This window comes from Rhizobium sp. Leaf306, assembly GCF_001423425.1.
GTDB lineage: Bacteria > Pseudomonadota > Alphaproteobacteria > Rhizobiales > Rhizobiaceae > Neorhizobium > Neorhizobium soli.
The window spans coordinates 1,591,074-1,613,159 of the sequence record NZ_LMNX01000001.1 but is presented as its reverse complement, the minus strand read 5'-3'; the positions used below and the strand labels follow the sequence as shown (position 1 = coordinate 1,613,159).

Here is a 22,086-nt window from a genome sequence, read left to right as displayed (position 1 = left end):
GAATTGAGCAACGGTCGGCCGCTTCCGCACGACCGGTGGCGAGGCGGTTTCCCTCATGAATAGTCGAAAACCTCGACTTCTTGGTTCAAAGACTTCCGAATGAGCGGTTGCCTCATCTGTGCTGTCGGAAGCGATTTTACGAGATCCGCTTCCGACACCGCGCCTCCGATGCGCACCGCCACTGAAAAGACCGTCGTTCCGGACTCGCCGTGAGTGGCTAAGAGTGCTCGAACGTGCCGTGACACCAGATTCTCTGTGGTTTTCAGTAAGGTAATATCGTGCGTCGCCGCCGAATATCACGAATGGCGAAGCGACCACCACGAAGGACAGGGCGTTAGTGGGGGAACCTGGTCCCTCAGTCTGGCAGGTCCGTGAAGTAGGTCGCAGGCATCGCGGATCAAGGAACCGCCGAAATCTGCCCGGTCGTCAGGGAGGGCTGGATCGTCCTATTTCAGTGGAGGTTCAGCAAATAGCTATTGAGATATTCCTAACCCAAGCGGCCCTAGCCCTAAGATGGTGCATAAGATGCTTCAGCCCTATCCCATCCTCATCGAAGCGCTCGCTCAGATCGCGGCTTCCAACGACAGTCACCAGATCACCGAGATCGCACGGACCGCGGCCCGGCGCATCCTTTCTGCCAGGACCATCTCGATCATACAGGCTGCCGGCGAGGAAGACTTGCCAGTTTGGCCACAGTCTTCGGACATGCTTTCCACAAACGCTCTGGCCTCGCCAATTGCGGTCGCGGTGGATTATGGCCCTGTCAGTACTGGAGAACTGGCAATAGACGCCACAACCCGTGCGAGCGCGGTTGAACGTTGTACGAAATCCGTAGATCAGCTGCCAGTGCCAATCGGCGGCTTCTTGACTGACCTCGGGGGTTATGACGAGGGGCGCGACACGATGATCGAGATAATCGCCGCGCAGACGCTCGCGAGGGCGACGACCGCAGCGATATCACGGTGTGTGAACCTGGCCGCGCTGGAAAGCGCGAGAGCCCGTCTCGAATTGGAGCGCGACGACGTGCGCCACCGTCTGAAGAACGTATACGCATCCGCGATCGGCCTTGCTAGACTGTCGCTTCCGAAAGAGCACTCCAAGGAATTCGCCGGCCGATTGCGCACGCTCGCGGAGGTGCATCATTTTCTCGACGGCGAAAGCGACTGTGAGTTAGGCATTCCTCTCGGCGAGGTTTTGACGGCAGTCCTGTCTCCTTACCAGGACGCGACACTGCCGAGAGTGATGTTCGAAGGCCCCGATGTCCAAATCAGCTCCAACATGGCCGCGGCACTGGGGCTTTTAACAAACGAACTTGCGACGAACGCCCTCAAGTACGGGTCGCTGTCGGTTAGCTCGGGCCAAATTCTGGTGCAGTGGACATTCAACGATGGCGAGCTCGGATTTTCGTGGAAGGAAATCGGCGGACCCGCGGTCGATTCCGGTGGTGCGCCGAATCAGGGCTCCAAGCTGATGCGGACGATCATCGAAGGCCAGCTCCATGGAAAAATGGCTCAGCGTCTCATGCCTTCAGGACTTTTCTTCTCTGCGCTGATGCCGATTGCATAGTGCAGCCTGGCGCCTCTTCCCAAGCGAATGAATGACTGCCGACGCTGACCACCCTCCTGGCAATAGAGCCTGAAACGACCGCGGCTTCGGAACGATCACATTCGACACTGACTCCGCCGCCAACTTGCGGGTCGCGTCCCTCTCTTGGTCCGACGCCCTGCCGTGGCTGACGCAGGGAAAATTGAAGACCTTGAGCGGGTTGCGGCTATCGTGATTGTCCCTTGCGACAAAGGGATTTGTGCCCTTCTGACCCCTCGGACCATCAGCGGAGCGGACTCAAACGGATTTGATCGGCCGCGGCCAGTACTAGGTCGTTGTCCGCGACTGCGTGCCTGCCGCACCAAGCCCGGGGAACGGACCACTTGCAGCGGTGCTTCGGTTGAGACACTTTTCGGCCCGATTGTCCCGCCCAGCATAAAGCCTAATCCTAAAACGGGTATCGTCTCCTAGACACCACGGACGATCCTGACCCACGTCCGCAGCAGCTGGCGTAACGTTGCGGCCGCCGTAGAGAAAAGCGATGTAGCGGAAACGAAATAAAGCCCGACAGGCTCGATTATACAATCGGATAGTCTCTTCGAATGGTTTCATCGGAAAGGAGTGAAACCTCAAGGAAAAACTGAAATGGCCCAAGTAGAATCCTACGACATCCTCGTTTTCGGAGGCGGCAAGGCAGGCAAGACACTGGCGATGGACCAGGCAAAGGCGGGCAAACGCGTCGCCGTCGTCGAGGCCGGGCTTATCGGCGGCTCCTGTATCAACATCGCCTGCATCCCGAGCAAGACCCTTATCCGTAGCGCAGAGATCGCCCATGCGACCCGCCGGGCAGGTGAATTCGGTACGCAGGCGGACAACGTTCGCACCAGTCTCGATCTCGTCCGCAATCGCACGGCAAGCGTCGTCGCCGAAATGGTCGCGTTCAACCAGTCTGGCTTCGACGCAAGTGGCTTCGAGCTCGTCATCGGCTGGGGGCACTTCGTGTCGCCCAAGACCATCGCGGTTGAAACGGAGAACGGCATCAGAACGCTGACGGCCGACAAGGTCTACATCAATCTCGGCACCACGGCCGCCGTCCCAGACGTTCCGGGTTTAGCGCAAGCGGATCCGATCACCCACGTCGAGGCGCTCCAGCTTGGTGACATGCCGACGCATCTCCTTGTTCTCGGCGGGGGTTACATCGGCATGGAACTCGGGCAGGCTTTCAGGCGACTTGGTGCCGAGGTCACGATCATCGAGAGCAACACGCGTCTCGCGCCTCGGGAAGACGATGACGTAAGTTCCGCCTTGGTGGACGTGCTGCGGGACGAGGGCGTCAGTATTGAGCTCGGCTGCAACGGAACGACCGTAACAGGAAAGTCAGGCCAGACCGTCAGCGTCAAGACGGCCGACGGACGCCATTTCGAGGGATCGCACCTTCTGGTCGCGGCAGGCCGGCGGCCCCCGACTGAAGGCATCGGCCTCGAGCTCGCGGGAGTCGAGTTGGATGCTAGGGGCTTCATCAAGGTCGACCAACATCTCAAGACGACAGCGCAAGACGTTTGGGCAATGGGCGAGGTCGCAGGAACGCCCATGTTCACTCACGCTTCGCTGGACGACTACCGGATTGTCGCGAGCCAGCTGAAGGGCGGGAACCGGACGACTGAAGGACGCATCATCCCGTACTGCGTGTTCATCGACCCCGAGTACGCGCGTGTAGGCCTCAACGAAAGCGAAGCACGCTCCCGGGGAATCGAGTACCGCGCAGCAAGGCTACCCATGGACGTCGTGCCGCGCGCCCGGACCCTTTCACAAAGAAAGGGCTTCATGAAGGCACTGGTCGCGAAGGATTCCGATCAGATCCTCGGTTTCAGCATGCTCGGGGTCAACGCCGGGGATGTCATGAGCGTCGTGCAGATGACGATGCTCGGCCAACTCCCGTTCACGGTCCTCCGGGATGCCATTTTTGCCCACCCGACGATCACCGAAGGCCTGAACATGCTCTTCGGCAACGTCAAGTGATGTGACGACGTAGTGGCCGCCGCAGAGGCGGCCGCTACAGGAATTCGGTTTCCCGCGGGATCTCGAAAAGCCGCCGTATGCGGGACGCCAGCGTATCGGGATGCGGCACGTGCACGAGGGCGTTCGCGCTCGCCAGTTGTTCCTCGTCTTCCATTCTTCGGGAGAGCAGCACGCCAAGTTCTTCCGCTAGGGCAGGGCGATCACGCATGACCGCGGCGAGGTCTTCCTTTGAAATTTCGTAAATCACCACAAAGGTCAGCGCCCTTGTGTCTCCAGCTTCGGCCGCGTCGACAAGGACGCCGCGCTCACCGAAAAGGTCACCCGGCGACAGGCGCGCCAGTTCGGCCCGAGCGCCGTTTTCGGTGTGCTCGACCACGGCGACCCCGGTCCTCATGATCATGAGCGAGGAAAGTTTGCCGCCCTGCGACGCAATTATTGAGTTCTTCCGATATGTCCGCCTGATCATGGAAGATGCGAGGGCGTCCTTCTCGTCGTCTGTCAGCGTAGCGAACAAGGGAATGGACTCCAGCAGCCGCCACGGAGTGCCGGGATGCTTCGCGGACTGAGCCTCCAGCGCACTCTCCGGATAGGGTGCGGCAACATCACGTGGCCCCGCCATTTTCAATCCGGTCGCCTTGGCATGGCGGTAGATAAGATCGAAAATCTCGCTCTTGGCCGCGCCAGCCATGGCAAAGCCGGAAACTTTAAACGACAACTCGATCTCTATGGCGAGGCTGTCAATGCCGACGACGAGCGCGGAAGGCGGTGGCGTCTTAACGATCGAAACGCTACTTAGCAGGACGGTCCGCATCGTTTCCTCCATGGCGGCAGGCGTGCGGGTCGGCAGGAAACGCACCGTTATCGACACGCCATGCGTCTCATCCGGTCGCGCTAGGTTCACGAGCCGCGCTTTGGCCAGCGTGCTATTGGGCAAGACGACTAGATCCCCCGTGCCGTTGACGAGATGGGTCGACCTCCAGTTGGTCTCGACGACACGACCCTGAAACCCGCCCTCGAGGACGATCCAGTCGCCCACCGCATAAGGGCGCCCGAGGTTCAGCGCGACGCCTGAGAACACGTCATTGAGGGTGCTCTGTAAGGCCAGGCCGAGCACGATCGCGAAAGCGCCTGACGTTGCAATCAACGTGCCGATCGGGAGGCTGAAGACATTCGCTATCAACGCCAACCCCGCTCCGAGGTATATGACGCCAACGACGAGGTCCTGGACAAGACGTCCTTCCCGCGGCTTGTTCTCGAAGATAAGGAAGAGCCGGACCGAGCTGACGAGGACCACGGCTCCTCCTATCCACCACACGGCCTTGAGGAATCCGGTCGTGATCCGCCGGGACAGTGCGTCGTCACCGATGTCGGGAGAATAGGGGGTCATACCGTGGGAAAGTAGCGTGGCGGTCAGGAGAGCAAAGAAACAGACGCTGGCGATGAACCTAATGGTGGGGTTCCGCCCAAAAGCGATGCGGACAGCGGTCGTTGCCAAGACAAGGACTGCGAACTGGACCAGGGGGTTCCATAGAAACTGTTGGATCATGCTGTTCTTCATCGGCTGAGTGAATACGCCGACAAGGAATGCATCAACGAAGACCATGCGGATTGCAATATATCGCCCCGACGGAGGGCGACCTCGCGGTTGTCTTTCCCCGGCCCCGTACTCCGATTAGATATCTACTGATGCGAGACACACCGCACGGGGACGCGTTTGAAGCCGCTGCCGTTTTACGACATTTGCGACACCGGTGACGTGATCGCCCTTGGATAGGTTATTGCCACCCTCAAGGGAAACATGCCCGATGTCGACCAGAACGGCGAGATTTGGGCCGACCTCAGTGGGCGGCGTAACCGGGAAAGAATGGATCGCTTGCTGGAAACTTCTCCATAGGGGCCTCAACCAAATCGCCGGGGTGTTCGTCGTGGTCGCGTTCCGCCGCATCGGCACTTTCGTCCGTATGCGCAGCAGCGAGAAATTGGATTGTTTCCGGAAGTGCCTGGAGAAGGTACTCGGAGCCGTGCCGGGTTCCATCTAGGAGGTGTACGGTGCAGGGCACGTCCGCCTCCAACATGGCCAGCTGCAGCATGCCCGCACCTGTTGCGGGAACCAGCTCGTTCGTTGAGTTGAAGAGCAGCGTCCGCCCTGCGGACGGGTTTACCCTTTGGAGAGGGCTCGTGGCCGCGAGGAGGCTGAGATTGTTCGCCACCAGCGCCAGTATGACGCCCCTGAGGAACGGGATCTGATCCCCGGCTTCCTCGATGGTTTCCCGGCTCACGCCGTAGTAGTCACGTAGATGGTCGCTGTCGCCGAGAGTGGCTGAGCTGTCCATAAAGCTCTTGAGGTCGATCAAGGCAGACCATCCCACGACCGGGACACCCTCTTTCAAACCGACTTCGATGGCCACGGTGCCCCCGGTGCCGACGCCCATGACCGCGACGCGATCTCGATCGAACTTGAACTCCGAACCGCGGATCCAGGCAACCGCCTCAAGCGCGTCGCGCAGGGCGCGGCCGTTCGGCCCGCTTCGATCGAGATCGAAGTTCGCGGCGAATACCAGAATACCCGATCTACACATGCGCTCGGCAAGCAGCGCTTCGTCGCTCTTGTCTCCATCTAGCCACCCGCCGTGCAACAGAAGGACCGCACCGCGGGACAGGTCCGGGACGTAGACGTCGAGCGCGTGACGATTGCTGTATTCCAGGTTCCTGAGAACTCGCATGGCGTCTCATCCTTAGTCTTTGAATTATCTCCGGCGAACGCGAGGCGCTCGAATAGCTCGCGGCGGAGGCCACGTATCACGCTGGGTCTGTGGCTTCATGAGAAGAGCGGCGATCTGCGGAGAGGTATTGTATAAATCCTCCTTGAAGCCTCCGATTTCGGCCTCAACAGTCCGAAGGCTACCGTAAACGGGGATCCGTTGAAGACGATGAACCTGCCGTTGAGCTAAGTCGGGCCGTAGGGGTTTGCCGGTCATACAAAGGTGTGGGTACCCGGAGGCTCAATTGTCCAAGAATTTACCGCCGGTAGAGGTCAATCTCGCCGATGCGTAGGGCGAAATCCTTCGATGCATTTCCCGTCCGCACAACCCGAGGAGCATATCATGGACCAAGTCGCCGCTACGACCATTCGTAAGGCACCCCTCACGACGCCGACAGACCTCGGAGGCAACGCGCGCACCGACATCGCCGCCGCGCTCACCGCCATGCTTGCCGACGTCTTTACCTTGTATATCAAGACAAAAAACTTCCACTGGCACCTCTCCGGGCCACACTTTCGCGACTTTCATCTCATGTTCGATGACCAAGGGGGCCAACTGATCGCGATGACCGACGCCATCGCCGAGCGCGCTCGCAAGGTCGGCGGCATGACCCTGCGCTCGGTCGGCCATATTGCCCGTCTTCAGCGCCTTCCGGACAACGATGCTGATTTTGTCACGCCCGAGGACATGCTAGCCGAACTCAAGAGCGATAACGAGCAGTTGATCCGTATCATGCGCGAGGTCCACGAGCTGACCGCCGAACACCGGGATTATGCAACCACTAGCCTTGTAGAAGGATAGATCGACGAAGCCGAGGGGCGCGTCTGGTTCTTGTTCGAGTCTGGTCGCCGAAAGTGACCGACTGCAGTGCCCACTTCAGAGCAAGGCTTTGGCTGCCGCAATATCTTCGACGCTCTCGTCGTATTCCACGGTATCCAGGACTTTGAGAAGCCTGGTTCTTGCGCTGTTGAGCAGATCGGAAGGGGAGTGTCTAAGAAGGCTGGTCGCGCATCGTAGCTCGAAGATCGTTCCGGCCTGGCTGACTGCGAGGTCGTAGCCAGCCATGAGTAAATCGCGGCCCTGGACGGGCGAGCCCGGCATCGCCAATTCGCCCCTCAGGCGCAGCGCTTCCGCGCCGCACCAGCTTCCCACCGGATCAATCCTCTGCAGGGTGGCATCGTCGGCAAGCCGCCCGGCCATCACAATGGAATTCTCGAAAGGCGCTCCCTTGATCCTGCTAGTGGCGCGCTCGAATAATGACCGGTCGTGGGTGCGTAACGCTGCCTGCACGCTTTCATAAACGCTCCCCCAATCGCGCCATCTCAGCAACGAGTTCTTTGTCGAAACCTCACGAAGGATATCCAGCAGCCGCGTGCCGAGGTCAGTGTCGCTGAGGCCGAACGCCGTCGGGCAAGCCGAGGCCGCAAGAAACAGGCAGGTCGATATAGCGTGACCGCGTGCTATAGTCTCTTCCAGCGTGTCGTTAAGGGCAGCCCTAGCTGCGGAATAGCGCCCCTGGATCCAGTGCGTCTTAACCACCGTGCACAGAGTGCTGACACGTGGATCGAAACTGCTGCCGCTATTCGGCTGAGAGCCGATGCAATCGCATTGTGTGCCCAGGGCAATCCGCGCGTGGTCCATGGCTTTGTTGAACTCGCCGACATAATGGTAGTTGTGATTGAGAAGGCGGCTTCGAGCCTGTGGGGCGATCGCGTCAAACTCAGCGTTGAAGCGGTTTACCAGGTCAATCGCCCCCTGATAGTCGCCGTTTGACGTGTGAATTGCCGCTATCCCTACGATGGCCCTCATGACCTTGGTGCTGTTTTTTTCGGCGACGGCCAAGCCCAAGACCTTGTCATACTCCGCGATGACGTCAGCGTTCCTCTCTATGGACTTTGTGTGATACAGAGCGCTCCCGTAGGACATCCGGAGCTTCATCTCAAGGGCGGCATCAGCCACGCCTCGCCCTTCGAATGACCTCAGCGCCCGCTCGGCGACGGCCAGTTGTTCGGCGATCATGCCGAACTGCACCCATATAGTATCCGAGGCCGCGGTTAGCTGTGTTCCCAATTCTTCGTCGCCGCCGTCATCAAACGCCCATCGCAATGCTGCTCGTAGGTCGTGAACCAAATCGGTGTTCAGCGACCGCCATTCCGCTGGATCGGCCGTCGGCCACTCACGTTCAGCAATGCGGGTCCGGCCAAGGCAGTATAACGCGTGGGCATAACGGCACGAGGCTGCAAATTCGGCTTGCGCGAGCTTTTCGCGCGCGTAGTCCCTTGTCGCTCCAAGCAGTCTGAACATCCCGACCTGCTGGGTCACGACCAGAAGCGACTTGAGAAAAAGCCCATCGAAGGCTGCGTGAAAATCCTCGGCATGTTCGTTGCTTCCGGTGACGGCCATAGCCGCTTCCGGTGAAAATGTCCCCGTGAACACGGATAGGCGCTGAAGAAGCTCCCGTTCTTTGTCGGAAAGCGTCGAATAGCTCCAGTCGATGGTTGCTCGGAGTGTATGCTGGCGCGGTGGCGCGGTCCTGCGGCCGCGCCTCAGCACGGCTATTGGGTCGGCCACCGAGCGGTGAAGTGTCGCAAGATCCATGTCGAACGAGCGCGCTGCCGCAAGCTCGATGGCAAGCGGTATTCCGTCGAGTCTGCGGACAATATCCGCGGCGAGTTCGAGACTGTCTGGCTCTGTCAGGTCTATGTTGTCGCTGGCGAGAGCGGCGAGAGAGACGAATAGTTCGACGCCCGAATATCCCAGCGGGTCCTGAGACGCCCGTCCTTCTCTCGGATATTCCAACGGTGGAAGCTGTCTCACCCTTTCCATTGATGCCCTTAGCGCTTCCCGGCTGGTCGCCAGGACCTGGGTAGTGGGAGACGCGCGCAGCAGCGCCTCCGCGGTATTCGCAGCGGCGTCCACGATGCGCTCGCAACTGTCTAAGAGCAGCAGCGTCGGTGTCTTCGATAGCTCGGCCAGAATGCCGGGCAGGATATCTTCGCCGAACGTATTTAGTCCTAGCTGACTGGCGAGCGATGGAAGAAGCTTCTCTCCGTCGGCTATTGCCGCAAGGTCCACGAAGACGATCCGCCTGCTTCCGGAGAGGGAATGCGCACAAACGACCGCCACGGATGTCTTCCCGATCCCTCCCGGCCCCACGATAGTCAAAAGACGGGCCGTCTTGAGTAACTCCAGGGTAGAAGCGACAAAGTCGTCTCTGCCGGCCAGCTTTCTCGGGATGCGGGGAAGCGCGCTCATCAAGTCGATCGCGCCGGCGGTCTCCGGTTCTCGAATTCCCTCGCTACGTGTCAGGGCGTGAACGTGACCGGCGAACACATATCCACGGCCGGGGATGGTCTCAATGTAATGCTTTGCCCGGTCACCCAACGTCTTTCGTAGAGACACCAGGTGAACCCTGAGCGACCCCTCATCGACCGTTGTCGTCGGCCAGACGAGATTTATCAGCTCCTCTTTCGAAATTACTTCCCCGGCGCGGGAAACAAGTGTGGAGAGAATATCGAACGCCCGGCCGCCGAGCCTCAGCGGCTGTCCGCGTTCGGTCAGCCGCCTCTGCTCTATATCTATCTCGTAATCGTCGAACTGCAGTAGTGACATGGGCAGGGTCTCTCCCGTCAATCTACCGGGCCGACCGGGAACGGTCGTAGCAGGTGTGTTCTGACAGCACCGAGGATTTTGGCGCCGTTTGTCGGGCGATCTCCGTCTTCGCAGCATATCCAGCGGATCACGCCGCGGGCGTCAATCAGGTAGGTCGCTGAAATTGCGGGGGCGGCCTTTTCGCGATTGAAGCCGTATAACCTTGAGACAAGTGCACGCGGCTCCCAGTCGCAAAGTAACGGAAACGTGGGTAAAATGGCTCTGCAGTAGACGGATATGGCCGAGGGTTCGGCGGCGATTATGCCGACCAATGCAACACCGAGGCGGGCGAGCCTGGGGGAGAGATCGGCAAGGATGGCACTCTGCTGCGAACAGTCGTCGCCCGACCCGGAATAAAAGTAAAGGACAGATGGTGTGCCGAGAAGCTCGGCGAAACCAAAGGAGCCGACATCCGAACGCGGCAGCACAAAGGCGGGCGCGTACTCACCCATTGGTATCGTGCTTCCGGGAACGGAGACCCATTTGGAAGAGAGACCATGATCGACATCGTCTAATGCTGGGACGAACATTTGAGCAGTGCGCTTCATCTGACTTCACGATGTTTCAAACGGGTTCCAAAAGACGGATTCTGTGAGATTTCGGTCTCATAAGTCTGCCTACAGCTTCGCTGAAAATATGAGTGAACGCTTGTGAAATGTTGTTAAACTTGAGTCTTTCCAACGGGCAAAGGAAGTCGAGCAGCGACAAGAACAGGCTGAACCTTCATGTCCTGTCGGAACCACACCTCGTGCCGCGCGTCGTTGACCAAAACGTACTGTGCAGGCCGCGAGTAGCTAGCATCCAGAGTATCCTATCACGATAAAATACTGCAAATCGGCGGCCTGATGGTCCTGCACAATTGCCATGCGTAGGTTCCCGGTTTAGATTTGTCGGGAATAAAGGCGATGCTTTCCTGCCAGTGACGGGGACAAAGACGGGTCGACTTTGCGTTTGCGAGGGACGGGCCGTGGAAGAGCAGCGTTTATCATCGCCGCTGATACGTGTAGTAGATGACGACAAATCGGTCCGGGTCGCGTTATTAGACCTCTTCAAATCGATCGATCTGAATGCGATCGCGTATGATTCGCCGCGAGCCCTGCTTGAAGCCGACGATCTCGACACACCTGGATGCATCGTCCTCGACGTACGCTTTTCGGGAACCAGCGGTCTGGACTTCCAATCCGACTTACAGCAGGCGGGAAACCGCATGCCCATCATCGTAGTCACGGGCCACGGAGATATTCCGATGAGCGTGAGGGCGATGAAGGCCGGCGCGATCGATTTCCTCACGAAGCCCTTCCGCGAGCAGGATCTAATCGACGCGGTCACGGGCGCGATCAAGCGTGACGAGCTCATTCGCGCAGAATCTCAAGGGCGATCGAACATAGAAAAGCTTTGGGAGAGCCTCACTCCACGAGAGGTGGAGGTCATGCGCGCCGTTGTAAACGGTTATATGAACAAGCAGATCGCAGGGCAGCTTGGGATCAGCATGGTCACCGTAAAGCTTCATCGGTCGAACGTGATGAAGAAAATGCGCGCTAGGTCGGTGGCCGACCTCGTTAAAAAAGCGGAATTTCTGGCTCAGAAGTGATGAAACGCTCCTGACGTTCAGGCGGCTCTCCCAACCGGCACGAACACGGGCTGCGCCGCCCGCGATGAGACGACGGCCTCATGATGAGGATGCTGATATCCGTTCTGGCGACGGAGCGAGGTGGCAGACGCGAGCTCACCATCGTGTCCGGTGATCGCAAACGACGAAAGTTTTTCCTTGGCGTATTCACGGACGAGCCTTGGAAGCGAATACGTCCCGGAGTTCAGCTGTCGGGATAGGAGAGACTTCACGACCAAGCCTTCAATAGCCTCCTCGACTTCACCGGGTGCGGTTTCGTGGCCTTTCAGCTCCAAGGCCATGTCCCGGGTAAATTCGCCCTCGAAAACCGAAAGTCTTGCGAGAACGGTCTGCATAGACCCGTCGAGAAGATCGAAACTCCAGTCTAAATTTGCTCTTAGCGTCTGTTGCCGTGGATGAGAAGTGCGATTTCCCCGGCGGAGTGCCCGCAACGGGCGGTCGAGGGACCACAGCAGGTTCTCCAGCCCGAGGTCCGCGACGCGGGAAGCGGCCAGTTCGATGGCAAGCGGGTTGCCGTCGGTCTTCCGAACGATTTCGGCGGCCAGTTCCAGGTCGCGTGTACTGTTGATAGAAAACTCTTCGGCGACCAATGACACCCGGTCTGCAAAAAGCTCGACGGCGGCAAACGAAGTCAGATCAGAAACGCGCTGGTTATCGTTAGGCACCGTGAGACGGGAAAGGTGAAGTACATTTTCCCCGATGATTCCGAGCGGTTCACGGCTCGTTGCGAGGATCGCGACATTTGGTTTGCTGTAGGCGATGGCCTCGGCCACCACGGCTGCCCGGTTGATTGAGCTCTCGCATCCGTCGAGCACGATCAAAACGGACTCCCCGAGAAGACTGTCGATGGCTTTCTGGATGGTATCGGGCGTTACATGTTTCGATTTAAGCGCGGTCGACAAAGGCGAAACAGGTGCATTTGTAAAGTCGGAAATATCGACGTAAAGAACCGCGTCGTAGGCATCCTGTATCTGACGGGCGACCTCTAGAGCGACGCAAGTCTTCCCGATGCCGCCTTGCCCTACAATAGTCGATATGCCGAAGTCCATCTCGGACGCCCATCTGTCGACGAGCTGCTTGCGTCCAATAAGCCGGGAATAGGCACCGGGAAGGGCGTCTGTTTTTGAGACCGTGTGCTGGTGACGATGATCGCCGAGTTTCTTAACTGGCACCGTAAAAGTGTAGCCCCTACCCGCTACGTTTTCGATCGTCTTGGAGGGCGCTCCGTCGTGGAGTGCCTTGCGAAGTGCCACGATGTTAACCCGGAGAGAACTTTCCTCAACGTTGGTTTCCGGCCAGGCGGCCAACATAAGCTCAGCCTTGGACAGCACCTCGCCTGAACGCGAAGCAAGGGCCGCGAGAAGATCGAAAGCCCGCGAGCCCAGTCGGACTTGGTCGCCGCATTTCTTGAGGCTCCGGCTCTGGATATCCATTTCGAAATCGTCAAATTGCAGTACCGTCATCGTCCACCTGCAACCGCTTTGCGGATCTCTCCGCGCTCGTAGTCGCAGCGATCCTGTGGTAAAATCCGGGCAACGGCTTGTGCTGCGCCCTATGCAATGGATAAACGACTGGCGGTTGGTAACAATTGTACTGTGGTGTGGCCTCACCTATCCCAAAAGACAGGTCAACAAATTCGGCAGGGTAGCTTCTGGAGAACAACGCAGACGCATGGAGCAGGCGGGCAAGCGCCCGGTCTGTAGGCGCCATGTCTCCGGTTTGATGCTTGGTACCCTCGACGTCGGCCGTAATACGGTCACATCGCCGGAATGTACACAGCATCGGTGCCAGCCAGGTTGGAAGCTGGACGTCTAGGCGGGTGCAAGGCAAACTGCAGTTGGGCATTGCAGACCTTTGACGATAGGCGTGCGTGCGGCTCGCTCCGGGTCGACTGACGCCGGGCTTCCGATACGAGAAACTCTGCGAACGAGCGCTGGTCTATGCCGTCAGCCGCATTTACGAGGGCAATCAGGCTGTCAGCAATGGCTTCTTGGACCGTTAGGCTTTCAGTCATGGCAAACTCCGGTTTTTCCGATTGCTTCGCTTCGAGCCGGCCAGGTGATCTCCGACCCCGATCGCCGACCAGCGCCCGATCTCTTCGCGTGCTTCTCCTGCAGAACCGCGTTATGGCCGTCACTCTAAGGTGCCCTAGCGATCGGCCGAACGGACCTGGGTTCCGGCTACATCCTAAGAACGATCCGGAACCTCGGCTTGCCGTTCATCATTTTTGCATACGCCTCTACCGCACGTTCGAGCGGAAACTCCTCGATCATCGCCGATATGCCGAAAAGCAAGCTGAAGCGTAGGGTCGTGTCCCCGGTGGCCGGGTCTCCGGTGAGCGCTCCGGCTACCGACCTCTCCTTGAAAAAAAGGTCACCGGATGCAAGTTCGATCGGCTCCGGCGTAGCGCCGAGTACGATCGCCTTGCCGCGGGGTTTGAGACCCTTCACGACATCGGCGACGCCCTTGCCGCCGGACGCGGTGGCTAGAACCAGGTCCGCGCCTCCGAGCTTCTGGAGCGCCTGGTCGACAGGCTCTGCGGTGCTGTCGATGTAATGATGTGCGCCGAGCTGCTTTGCCAGCTCTCCTACCGCTTCCCCGCGTCCGATGGCTGCGACCTCGTATCCCATGTTCCGTGCGTATTGCACGGCGAGATGACCGAGGCCACCGATCCCGACGACGGCGACAAGATCCCCGGCTTTCATGCCGGAATTCCTGAGCGCGCTGAAAGTCGTCAGGCCCGCGCAAAGGAGCGGAGCGGCTTCGACGTCAGTGAGGTCGTCGGGAATGGACATCAAGCCAGACGCCTTGGCGATCATCGACTCGGCGTATCCGCCGTCGTGGTGCACGCCCGTGAATTCCTGGTTGGTGCAGTTGACGAGATGACCGGAACGGCATTCGGGGCAATGCCCGCAGCTGCCCGCGAGAAATCCCACGCCGACACGTTGGCCGACGCTCCAACCCTCCACGCCTTCTCCGAGCCAGTCGATCTTCCCGACCACCTCATGGCCCGGGACCCGCGGCCAGGCGATCGGGAACCCACCCTCGACCGTGGCGGCGTCCGAGTGGCAGACCCCACAGGCTTCGACCTTGATGCGGACGTATCCGGGGCGAGGGGCCTGCATCTGCTTCCTGGCTAGCTCCAGCTTTCCGGGCGATACTGCCTGCACGGCGAGATAGGTTCCGGTCGTGTCGGTCATGTCGTGTTCCCTCGCCTGGTCGCGATGTGCTTTCGCAGTTGGTCAGCGGCGGTTCTTGTAAGATCGGGTATCCGCCGAACCCGGGGCGGAGGACTGGTTCCCCGGCTGCATCTGCTTGCCGCCGGGGAGTGTCGTTCGACTAGGAAAGCTTGATGTCGTACAGATCGATTGAGACGACCAGAGGCTCGGCCATCGACTGGCCATCCGGCTGTCTCGGGAAGATGCGACGGCTGGTCGGGATCTTGATACCCTGAACCTCGATGTAGCCATCGATATAGTGCGCGCCCGGAGTGTTTCCGGCGATCTCGACGTCGTAATCATGGCGCTTGAGGAGACCGTCGTCACCGAAATAGATCGTCTGAACGGTGCTGTGGGTCGCGATGTCGGCCGGGAACGTGACCTTGAGTCTGTGCCAGGTTTCACCTTTTTCCGACCAGTCCGGAAGCTCATCGACGACCACACCCGCGTGGGCGAGCAAGAACGGCATGTTGAGGTACGTCCACATGGCGATACCTGCGAAATAGGCCAACTGGAGTTCGCTCCAGGGCGTTTCGAGCGAGTGGCCCGCAAAAGACGAGCGCGGACTGCGAAGTTCCTCGAGAACCTTACCCTGGGCATCGCTCAGAGCGACCCTGCCGGGCTCGAAACTCGATACCTTTGCTTGTGGGCCAAAGGGCGAGTGGGACGCCCATTCTTTCACGAGATCCACAGTGACGTTGGTCTCGGAAAGCGTCGTCGGCTGCCCCTTGAGCGTCCATAACGCGCCCCCCTGGACAAGGCGAGCCTTGAGAAGAGAGAACTGTCTCCATGTTTCGAGGCCACCATGGGCGTCGATGATCTTGCTAACGAGCGAATTCATTTCATCATCCTTTGTTGCTGTTCAGAGTTCGAGGAAGGTTCTGACGTGAGCCACGAACGTCTCGGGCTGCTGGAAGAGCGCGCCATGGCCGGAGTCGGGATAGAGAATAAGCGTCGCGTCCGGCATGTTCTTAAACATCACGTAGGCGTTGTCCGACGGGAACATCGTGTCATCGCTTCCATGAACGATAAGCGTCGCCGTATTGATGGCTTTCAGGGACTGGTGGTCGGGATCCGGTCGGGCACACCATTCGATGATGGCCTTCGCCTGCGGGTCACTGACGGAATTCCCATGGTCGGGATCGCGGTTAGCAGTGCGGGCAAGCGTCCTTTCGACGAAGGCCTGACCCGCTGCCTGGCTCTTGTCCGACGGCGTGAAAAACAGCGGGAGGCGGACGTCCGGGGCCTTTTTCTCAAAGGCAGCCCCCACGACCTCGAGGAGATGTTCCTCGCCGCCCATCGGCGCGCTTCCCGCGATCACCATCCGGCCGATCGCAACGCGCCGCCGCGCGGCCATTACCTGCGCGAGGAAGCCACCGAGAGAAAAGCCGAGGAGATCGACCTCGCCGAGGTCGAGTCCGGCGATAAAGGCCTCTGCGTAGTCCGCCATTTCCTCGATATTGCCGGGCGTGGTGCCGCTTGAAGCGCCGACGCCGGCGTTGTCCAGCACGAACACTTCGCTGACCTCGCCGAGAGCGTTCACCACGGCCGGATCCCACGCATCCATGGTTCCCGTAAAATGCTGGAGAAGGACGAGTTTCCTTTCGGACCGATGCCCGATCCGGCGGTAGGCGAGCCTGGCTCCCGGTACGTCGATATATTCGGTTGTTGCCGTTTCTAGGGTAGCGTTCATTACGGTTCCTCATTGTTTTGATAATAGGCGACCGGACGGGGGGTTCATTCGGACGCAAGGCAGCGACTGACAGGCCGATGCATGCCCGGCGCGGTCGTTCAGGTTAAAGGATCGGGAGACGGCGACCCGTCCCGCTGAGGGACGCAGGTCTTAATTCGCTGGGGCGGGCTGACCGTACATTCTGCCGGAGAAGAGCAGCCAAACTGTCATCAGCGCTAGCCTTGGCACAAAGACGTTTGCAAGCACGAAGGTGATTGGGGCGATCACCGAAATGGCGGAACTGTCACCCTGGCCAAGTAGCCTGATGGGCGCCGTCGCGATAGACTTCGCTCCGAAGCTGAAAGCCCAGAAGCCCATGACGGCGATACATGGAGGAGTCGATTATCATGGTGCACCTGTGTCGGAAACTGAGTAACATGCCCGCCGCTTCGTTCGAGCTCCGGTTCGATGGCACCCATCAGCGGACGCTTCGGTCCAGCTCCTGGAATTCGTCGTCGGACAGGCGGATACGGGCGGCGGCTACATTCTGCTCGAGGTGATTGACCTTGGACGTACCGGGTATGGGCAGCATGACCGGGCTGCGCATGAGCATCCAAGCCAAAGCGATTTGGCCGGGCGTCGCGCCGTGTCGCTTGGCGAGCGAGTCGAGAACGCCGCCCGGGCGCGCGAGGTCGCCTGCAGCAAGCGGAAACCACGGAATGAAGCCGATACCGTTTCGTTCGCAATAGTCGAGAACGTCCTCGCTCCCGCGATCGACCAGGTTGTAGCGGTTCTGAACCGTTGCGACCTTGAAGTATCGGGACGCGGCTTCGATGTCGGAGATCGAGACTTCGCTCAAGCCGGCGTTGGCTATGACTCCTTCGTCGAGAAGCTGACGGATTGCGGCAAACTGGTCCTGCATGGGGACACGCGGATCGATGCGATGCAGCTGCCAGAGTCCGATCTGCTCGACGCCGAGCTTCCTGAGGCTGCCCTTGGCGCGTTCGATCAGGTATTCCGGTCGGCCGTGGGGCATCCACTGGTCCGGGCCGGGACGCCGAAGTCCGGCCTTCGTCGCGACAAGGATGTCGTGACGACCGGCCAGAGCTTCACCGATTAGTTCTTCTGCCACGTCCGGTCCGTACGAATCCGCAGTGTCGATGAAGTTCACACCCAGTTCCGGCGCGCGCCGCAACGTGGCTAGCGCCTGCTCGCGGTCTGCCGGAGGCCCCCAGACACCGCGCCCCGTCAGTCGCATCGAGCCGAAACCGAGCCGATTGACGACGAAATCGCCGATTTTGAATGTACCCGATACTGATGCGATGGTCTTCTCTGCGTCTGTCATGTCGGGCTCCCGTTTGGCGGCGCCGTTTGCCGCACAGCTTTTTCCGAAACGCTTTTGGCCTCGGTGAGTTGTCGTTGAGTGCACGTTATGACGGACGGCACCGCCGTTATTGTATCATCGCGCACAACGATTGTTTTCGCGCGGCTCTATACCTAGAGGTAGGTGGACGGGTGATTGCCGTCTGATAAGGTTCCTGAGTTCGTGTTCTCGTCGCAGGACTCACGCTTGGAGCAATGGTTGCCTGATCGGGGCTCCGAACAGGGCGAGGTTACGGCGAGAACCGCGCACGGGTGGGAGGCCCTATTCGCTTGAATGACATTATGAGAAAGCCAGTTGAGGCAGAAGATCCCGATAGGCTTTGTGTCACAACCATGCCGGAAAGCCTGCGCGGCTTTTCCGAGATAGGCCATCGGAGCCACGTGATTTGCTAACGATTGCCATAGTGGAGGACGACGACGGAGTACGGGTCGCCTATGCGGACCTGATGTCGTCCTATGGGTACGAAGTGCGGGCTTTCGGCTCCGCGGAGGAATTCATGGCGTCGAATTGCCAGAATAATGTCGAGTGTCTGATCCTGGACCAGCGACTGCCCGGGTTGAGCGGGCTGGAGCTCCAGTCGCAGTTGAAGCGGCAGCATTGTGCTCTCCCGATCGTGTTCGTGACGTCCCAGGACGATGACGTCACCAGGGCCAAGGCGCTCGAAAACGGAGCGGTCCATTTCCTTAACAAGCCGATAGACGCCGACGAACTCGTACGATGCGTGATAGACGCGCAGGACCGAGTATCCGGGAGGCGGTAAGGTCATCGACGCCATGGTAGCGGACGTTCACAGGAATACGGGTCGTCTTGAAGTCGAGACGGCTGCTGTGGGGCCAGCTGTCGAGATGCTTGCTTTGGCACTGGCGAAATCGCACGATTCCTAGAGCCTTGCGGGACAAAGATGCAATGACGGAAAGGTCCGATAGCGTTCTGACGATGTCCACAGGGTGCCCCTGTCACAACTCATCGGTCGGCGGCCTGCGCTGCAAAGAGCAACGCCGTAGCTGGCTCGAAAGCTGTTGGCGGGGAACGTAGGGCAAGATGTCTTGAAAGCTCGCGATCCGCGGCGTCAGCATGGCAGTCTCGCGCCCCTTCGCTCGACACCAGCTAATTGTTATATTCACCTATCCTGAATTGCATATGCGGCGAACCCCGTCGTCGTTATAGCGTAACTGTCGCCGCAAACGGCCTTGCCGTCTCTTGGCCGGATCACACTGGTCTTGGGAGGCAGGGCGGGCGCGACAACCGTTCGTGACGAATACCCGCAATAAGTGCCCCAGCAACGATGCCGGTGCCCCTTCAGCCATTGTTCCGCGTAGCTCGCTGCGTGCGGACCGTCCGGCCAAAGCGGCGTCTCGCGGAAACTGGATGTTACAATCGCAGTCTTGCACCGTCGGCCAGTATGTCCGCGAAACAAGACCAGCGGTTCCCTTCACGGATACATCCCGAGGCACCAGCCGCCTGGCCGCGCGACAGCGGGAGTAAGTCGACACCCGCGGTGCCCCAAACCGAGAGGAAAACCCCAATGCCGGAGAAAATCGTCCCGCTCGCCTATCGCGACCCGGAGAACCCAGCGCTACCCAAGACCGACGTCGACATCGATATCCCGCGGACGGCGCTGGTAATCACAGATCCCCAGATCGATTTCCTCAGTTCGAAGGGTGCTGGCTGGGGCGCGTTCGGCGAGAGCATCACCGAGCACAACACCGTCGAGAATATCGGCAAACTCTTCGAGGCATCGAAAAAGGCCGGGATCGAGGTTGTCATCTCGCCTCACTACTACTACCCGTTCGACCATCGCTGGGATTTCGCCGCGACAGGCGAAACCCTGATGCACAAGCTCCGGATGTTCGACCGCCGTGATCCCCTGTCTCTGGAGGGCTTCGAGAATTCCGGTGCGGACTGGATGCCCGAGTATAAGGAATACATCGAGGACGGGAAGACGATCGTGTGCTCGCCGCACAAGATCGCCGGCCCCCAGACCAATGACGTGGTCTTCCAGTTGCGCAAGAAGCGCATCGACAAGGTCATCCTGGCTGGCATGGCCGCGAACTTCTGCGTTGAATCCCACCTCCGCGACTTTGTCGAAAAGGGCTTCGAGGTGGCGGTGGTCAGGGACGCCACCGCTGGGAGCAAGCTACCGGAGGGCGATGCCTACCTCGCCGCTCTCGTAAACTTCCGCTGGTTTGCGAATGCGCTCTGGACGACCGACGAAGCCGTCGATCGTCTTGCACAGGCGTCGGCGTCCCGCCTTGTGCCACTCGCATCATGACATATGCAGTCAGGTAAAAGCATCCGGTTGGTGCCTGACGGAGACGCATGGACAACGAAGCTTCGCTTTGCGGACGGTTTCCTTGTCCATGCGGAAGTGGACATTTCAAATAGAACCCGGCAAAGGATCGCTTCGATCCTCCCCGAGACATCTGATATTCGCGGAGCCGATTTTCGTTTTGAAGTATCGCTAGTTCGTGACTTGAAAAGTGATATCAGGAGTTGTTGTCGGCTGTGGGCCGAAGTTCTCCAACTGCTAAAACGGGGGCTTTCATGCGCGGTCCTTCGCATAACGCGAAACTTCCGTTTCCGATCATGTACCGCGGCGTTGCCTATTCGGGTTTTCGCCAGCTCATGGTTTCTCTGGTGCCGTCGGCTCCTGTCAGCTGGTCAACCGTTTCTGGACGTCTGCACCGCTTAATCCACAACGGAGGCAGCCTCTCAGATGAGGTCCTTGATGAGATCTTCTACACGGATGCATCGGCCTTCCAGGCTAAATACGGCAAGCGCGTTACCTGGATGGAAACAGAGAACGGGAGACGAAAAGCTGAAGAACTTTACGCCAAGTATGCTTCGCATGAGCATGTCAAATCCTATTCGGTTTTCCGCACAAGGTTGAAGTCTCTCGAGAAACGTTCGATACCGATCACTCAGGAACAACTCGACAAGGCCGCCTTTTCCACCCAGGCGGACTGGATCACGGACCACGGCGGCGGCCGCCGAAAGAAGTTCGTATATGACGGAGAGTTGTATCCCGATCACCGGGGCGGGTACTCCGCATTCACGTCCTTTCTCAAGGCGATCGACCGCTACAGCGAACGGGAAATGTTGCATGCCAGGCTAAAAGCTAAATGGGCTATCGACGACATCCTCGCCGAGCCTCCCATGTCAGACGGCGCGCCGGGGTACATCTACAGGATCACGGATAGGAGGACAGGCAAGGCATATGTCGGGTTGACCGTGAATAGGCCTGAAATCCGCCTGGGTCAGCATTTCCTGATGGCGGCTAAGGGCGGCGCCAGCCTGCTGCACCAAGCCATGCGCGATGGAGAACCGCGGAACTTCGCATTAGACGTCCTTGAGGTGGTGGAGGGCGGGGAGGGGAGACTTGCTGAGCGCGAAATCGAATGGATGGCTGTTCTCGGGACACTCCACCCCAAGGGGCTGAACACCAGAGCCGGAGGGCAGATCGGCTCCTACGTTGGTAGACCTGCGGAATGGGATGGCAGGCACTTCCGGTCTGTTGCGTTGATGCGTCGCGTACTATCAAAGGAAACCGGGCTACCGGAACATGTCATCGAAAGCCATTTCAGGGCGAACAAGCCATTGCCATCGAAAGCTCGCCGGCATAGCAGGCATGCTGAGGCGGGATCGCTCCTCTTCCGGCAGCACCTCGGGATACTCAAGAGGGCAAGAGACAAGGGCGACGCAGTTGATCCTGATTGGCTGGACTATGAACGCTTCAAAGCTGACGTGACTGGCAACCCCGGGGAGGGGAGACTCACTAGGATTGACGAGCAGGGGCCATGGGGACCGACGAACTGGACGTGGATGACGCGAAAGGCGATAATCGAGAGGGCGCAAGGCAAGCCCGTCGAAGCTTTTGGAAGAACTTGGCCGTCCGTTGGACAGGCGCTGACAGAATACGGCATCGGCAGCGGTACCTACCAATTCCGTCTTAAGACGGGGATGTCGGTCGAAGAAGCCCTGTCTACTCCGATCGGTCCCACCTCAAAGAAGCAGTTCACGTTCGAAGGTGAACGCTGGCGGAGTAGGAACAGGGCATGCATAGAGCTGGCGGCCAGGTACGGCATAACTCCCGACAAGGTGAAGGACCGCCTCGTGCGGGGAATTCCGCTGACGCGTTGGAAGGAGATGGACAGCAGACGATAACGACACGGTCGTATCGCATCGCTCATCCCGACCTATGTTCC

General features: G+C 59.3%; 16 protein-coding genes. 7 read left to right on the top strand and 9 right to left on the bottom strand.

Annotation, left to right across the window (positions count from 1 at the left end):
* Positions 1-525 precede the first annotated feature (525 nt).
* The gene (locus ASG19_RS07635) at positions 526-1,566 is read left to right on the top strand and encodes a sensor histidine kinase (RefSeq protein WP_162238127.1); all 1,041 of its coding nucleotides are present in this window, start codon (positions 526-528) and stop codon (positions 1,564-1,566) included.
* A 624-nt stretch (positions 1,567-2,190) separates the two neighbouring features.
* Entirely contained in the window at positions 2,191-3,564 is a 1,374-nt protein-coding gene (locus ASG19_RS07630; RefSeq protein ID WP_062454664.1) for an FAD-dependent oxidoreductase, read from the top strand.
* Between the two features lie 34 nt (positions 3,565-3,598).
* Here the strand turns inward: ASG19_RS07630 and ASG19_RS07625 are convergent, their stop codons facing one another.
* Both ASG19_RS07625 and ASG19_RS07620 read right to left on the bottom strand, forming a co-directional pair.
* The gene (locus ASG19_RS07625) at positions 3,599-5,122 is read right to left on the bottom strand and encodes a mechanosensitive ion channel family protein (protein WP_244476099.1); all 1,524 of its coding nucleotides are present in this window, start codon (positions 5,120-5,122) and stop codon (positions 3,599-3,601) included.
* Positions 5,123-5,402: 280 nt separating this feature from the next.
* Positions 5,403-6,287 carry an alpha/beta hydrolase gene (locus ASG19_RS07620; protein WP_062454662.1) on the bottom strand — a complete coding sequence of 295 codons (885 nt, stop codon included), beginning with the start codon at positions 6,285-6,287 and terminating at the stop codon, positions 5,403-5,405.
* A 381-nt stretch (positions 6,288-6,668) separates the two neighbouring features.
* Between ASG19_RS07620 and ASG19_RS07615 the strand changes: the two genes are divergently transcribed.
* Positions 6,669-7,127: a DNA starvation/stationary phase protection protein gene (locus tag ASG19_RS07615; RefSeq protein ID WP_062454660.1), complete on the top strand. Its 459-nt coding sequence runs from the start codon at positions 6,669-6,671 to the stop codon at positions 7,125-7,127.
* Between the two features lie 75 nt (positions 7,128-7,202).
* On the opposite strand, the gene ASG19_RS07610 is transcribed toward ASG19_RS07615, so the two are convergent.
* Both ASG19_RS07610 and ASG19_RS07605 read right to left on the bottom strand, forming a co-directional pair.
* Entirely contained in the window at positions 7,203-9,938 is a 2,736-nt protein-coding gene (locus ASG19_RS07610) for a winged helix-turn-helix domain-containing protein (RefSeq protein ID WP_062454659.1), read from the bottom strand.
* Positions 9,939-9,955: 17 nt separating this feature from the next.
* Positions 9,956-10,525: a peroxiredoxin family protein gene (locus ASG19_RS07605; RefSeq protein ID WP_082476221.1), complete on the bottom strand. Its 570-nt coding sequence runs from the start codon at positions 10,523-10,525 to the stop codon at positions 9,956-9,958.
* A 419-nt stretch (positions 10,526-10,944) separates the two neighbouring features.
* Between ASG19_RS07605 and ASG19_RS07600 the strand changes: the two genes are divergently transcribed.
* Positions 10,945-11,568, top strand: a complete 624-nt coding sequence (locus tag ASG19_RS07600) for a response regulator (RefSeq protein WP_062454655.1) — start codon at positions 10,945-10,947, stop codon at positions 11,566-11,568.
* Positions 11,569-11,585: 17 nt separating this feature from the next.
* On the opposite strand, the gene ASG19_RS07595 is transcribed toward ASG19_RS07600, so the two are convergent.
* From ASG19_RS07595 to ASG19_RS07565, 5 genes are all read right to left on the bottom strand, one after another.
* Positions 11,586-13,070, bottom strand: coding sequence for a winged helix-turn-helix domain-containing protein (locus ASG19_RS07595; RefSeq protein ID WP_062454652.1), 1,485 nt, complete (start codon positions 13,068-13,070; stop codon positions 11,586-11,588).
* Positions 13,071-13,787: 717 nt separating this feature from the next.
* A complete protein-coding gene (locus tag ASG19_RS07585; protein WP_062454648.1) occupies positions 13,788-14,807 on the bottom strand; it encodes an alcohol dehydrogenase catalytic domain-containing protein in 1,020 nt (339 codons plus the stop codon).
* 139 nt (positions 14,808-14,946) lie between these two features.
* Positions 14,947-15,666, bottom strand: a complete 720-nt coding sequence (locus ASG19_RS07580; RefSeq protein WP_062454646.1) for a hypothetical protein — start codon at positions 15,664-15,666, stop codon at positions 14,947-14,949.
* 21 nt (positions 15,667-15,687) lie between these two features.
* The gene (locus tag ASG19_RS07575; protein WP_062454645.1) at positions 15,688-16,518 is read right to left on the bottom strand and encodes an alpha/beta hydrolase; all 831 of its coding nucleotides are present in this window, start codon (positions 16,516-16,518) and stop codon (positions 15,688-15,690) included.
* 457 nt (positions 16,519-16,975) lie between these two features.
* A complete protein-coding gene (locus ASG19_RS07565; protein WP_062454640.1) occupies positions 16,976-17,842 on the bottom strand; it encodes an aldo/keto reductase in 867 nt (288 codons plus the stop codon).
* 424 nt (positions 17,843-18,266) lie between these two features.
* Here ASG19_RS07565 and ASG19_RS07560 point away from each other — a divergent pair, with 424 nt between their 5' ends.
* The 3 genes from ASG19_RS07560 to ASG19_RS07550 all read left to right on the top strand — a co-directional run bounded on the left by ASG19_RS07560 (position 18,267) and on the right by ASG19_RS07550 (position 22,045).
* The gene (locus ASG19_RS07560; RefSeq protein ID WP_082476220.1) at positions 18,267-18,641 is read left to right on the top strand and encodes a response regulator; all 375 of its coding nucleotides are present in this window, start codon (positions 18,267-18,269) and stop codon (positions 18,639-18,641) included.
* Between the two features lie 765 nt (positions 18,642-19,406).
* On the top strand, positions 19,407-20,153 hold the full coding sequence (locus ASG19_RS07555) for a cysteine hydrolase (protein ID WP_062454639.1): 747 nt from the start codon (positions 19,407-19,409) through the stop codon (positions 20,151-20,153).
* 272 nt (positions 20,154-20,425) lie between these two features.
* Positions 20,426-22,045, top strand: coding sequence for a GIY-YIG nuclease family protein (locus ASG19_RS07550; protein ID WP_156466432.1), 1,620 nt, complete (start codon positions 20,426-20,428; stop codon positions 22,043-22,045).
* Positions 22,046-22,086: the final 41 nt, after the last annotated feature.

What these genes read in the sequence shown, in the direction of transcription:
- ASG19_RS07635 (WP_162238127.1), top strand. Translation starts at nt 526, where the DNA reads ATGCTTCAGCCCTATCCCATCCTCATCGAAGCGCTCGCTCAGATCGCG.
- ASG19_RS07630 (WP_062454664.1), top strand. Translation starts at nt 2,191, where the DNA reads ATGGCCCAAGTAGAATCCTACGACATCCTCGTTTTCGGAGGCGGCAAG.
- ASG19_RS07625 (WP_244476099.1), bottom strand. Translation starts at nt 5,122, where the DNA reads ATGAAGAACAGCATGATCCAACAGTTTCTATGGAACCCCCTGGTCCAG.
- ASG19_RS07620 (WP_062454662.1), bottom strand. Translation starts at nt 6,287, where the DNA reads ATGCGAGTTCTCAGGAACCTGGAATACAGCAATCGTCACGCGCTCGAC.
- ASG19_RS07615 (WP_062454660.1), top strand. Translation starts at nt 6,669, where the DNA reads ATGGACCAAGTCGCCGCTACGACCATTCGTAAGGCACCCCTCACGACG.
- ASG19_RS07610 (WP_062454659.1), bottom strand. Translation starts at nt 9,938, where the DNA reads ATGTCACTACTGCAGTTCGACGATTACGAGATAGATATAGAGCAGAGG.
- ASG19_RS07605 (WP_082476221.1), bottom strand. Translation starts at nt 10,525, where the DNA reads ATGAAGCGCACTGCTCAAATGTTCGTCCCAGCATTAGACGATGTCGAT.
- ASG19_RS07595 (WP_062454652.1), bottom strand. Translation starts at nt 13,070, where the DNA reads ATGACGGTACTGCAATTTGACGATTTCGAAATGGATATCCAGAGCCGG.
- ASG19_RS07585 (WP_062454648.1), bottom strand. Translation starts at nt 14,807, where the DNA reads ATGACCGACACGACCGGAACCTATCTCGCCGTGCAGGCAGTATCGCCC.
- ASG19_RS07580 (WP_062454646.1), bottom strand. Translation starts at nt 15,666, where the DNA reads ATGAATTCGCTCGTTAGCAAGATCATCGACGCCCATGGTGGCCTCGAA.
- ASG19_RS07575 (WP_062454645.1), bottom strand. Translation starts at nt 16,518, where the DNA reads ATGAACGCTACCCTAGAAACGGCAACAACCGAATATATCGACGTACCG.
- ASG19_RS07565 (WP_062454640.1), bottom strand. Translation starts at nt 17,842, where the DNA reads ATGACAGACGCAGAGAAGACCATCGCATCAGTATCGGGTACATTCAAA.
- ASG19_RS07555 (WP_062454639.1), top strand. Translation starts at nt 19,407, where the DNA reads ATGCCGGAGAAAATCGTCCCGCTCGCCTATCGCGACCCGGAGAACCCA.
- ASG19_RS07550 (WP_156466432.1), top strand. Translation starts at nt 20,426, where the DNA reads ATGCGCGGTCCTTCGCATAACGCGAAACTTCCGTTTCCGATCATGTAC.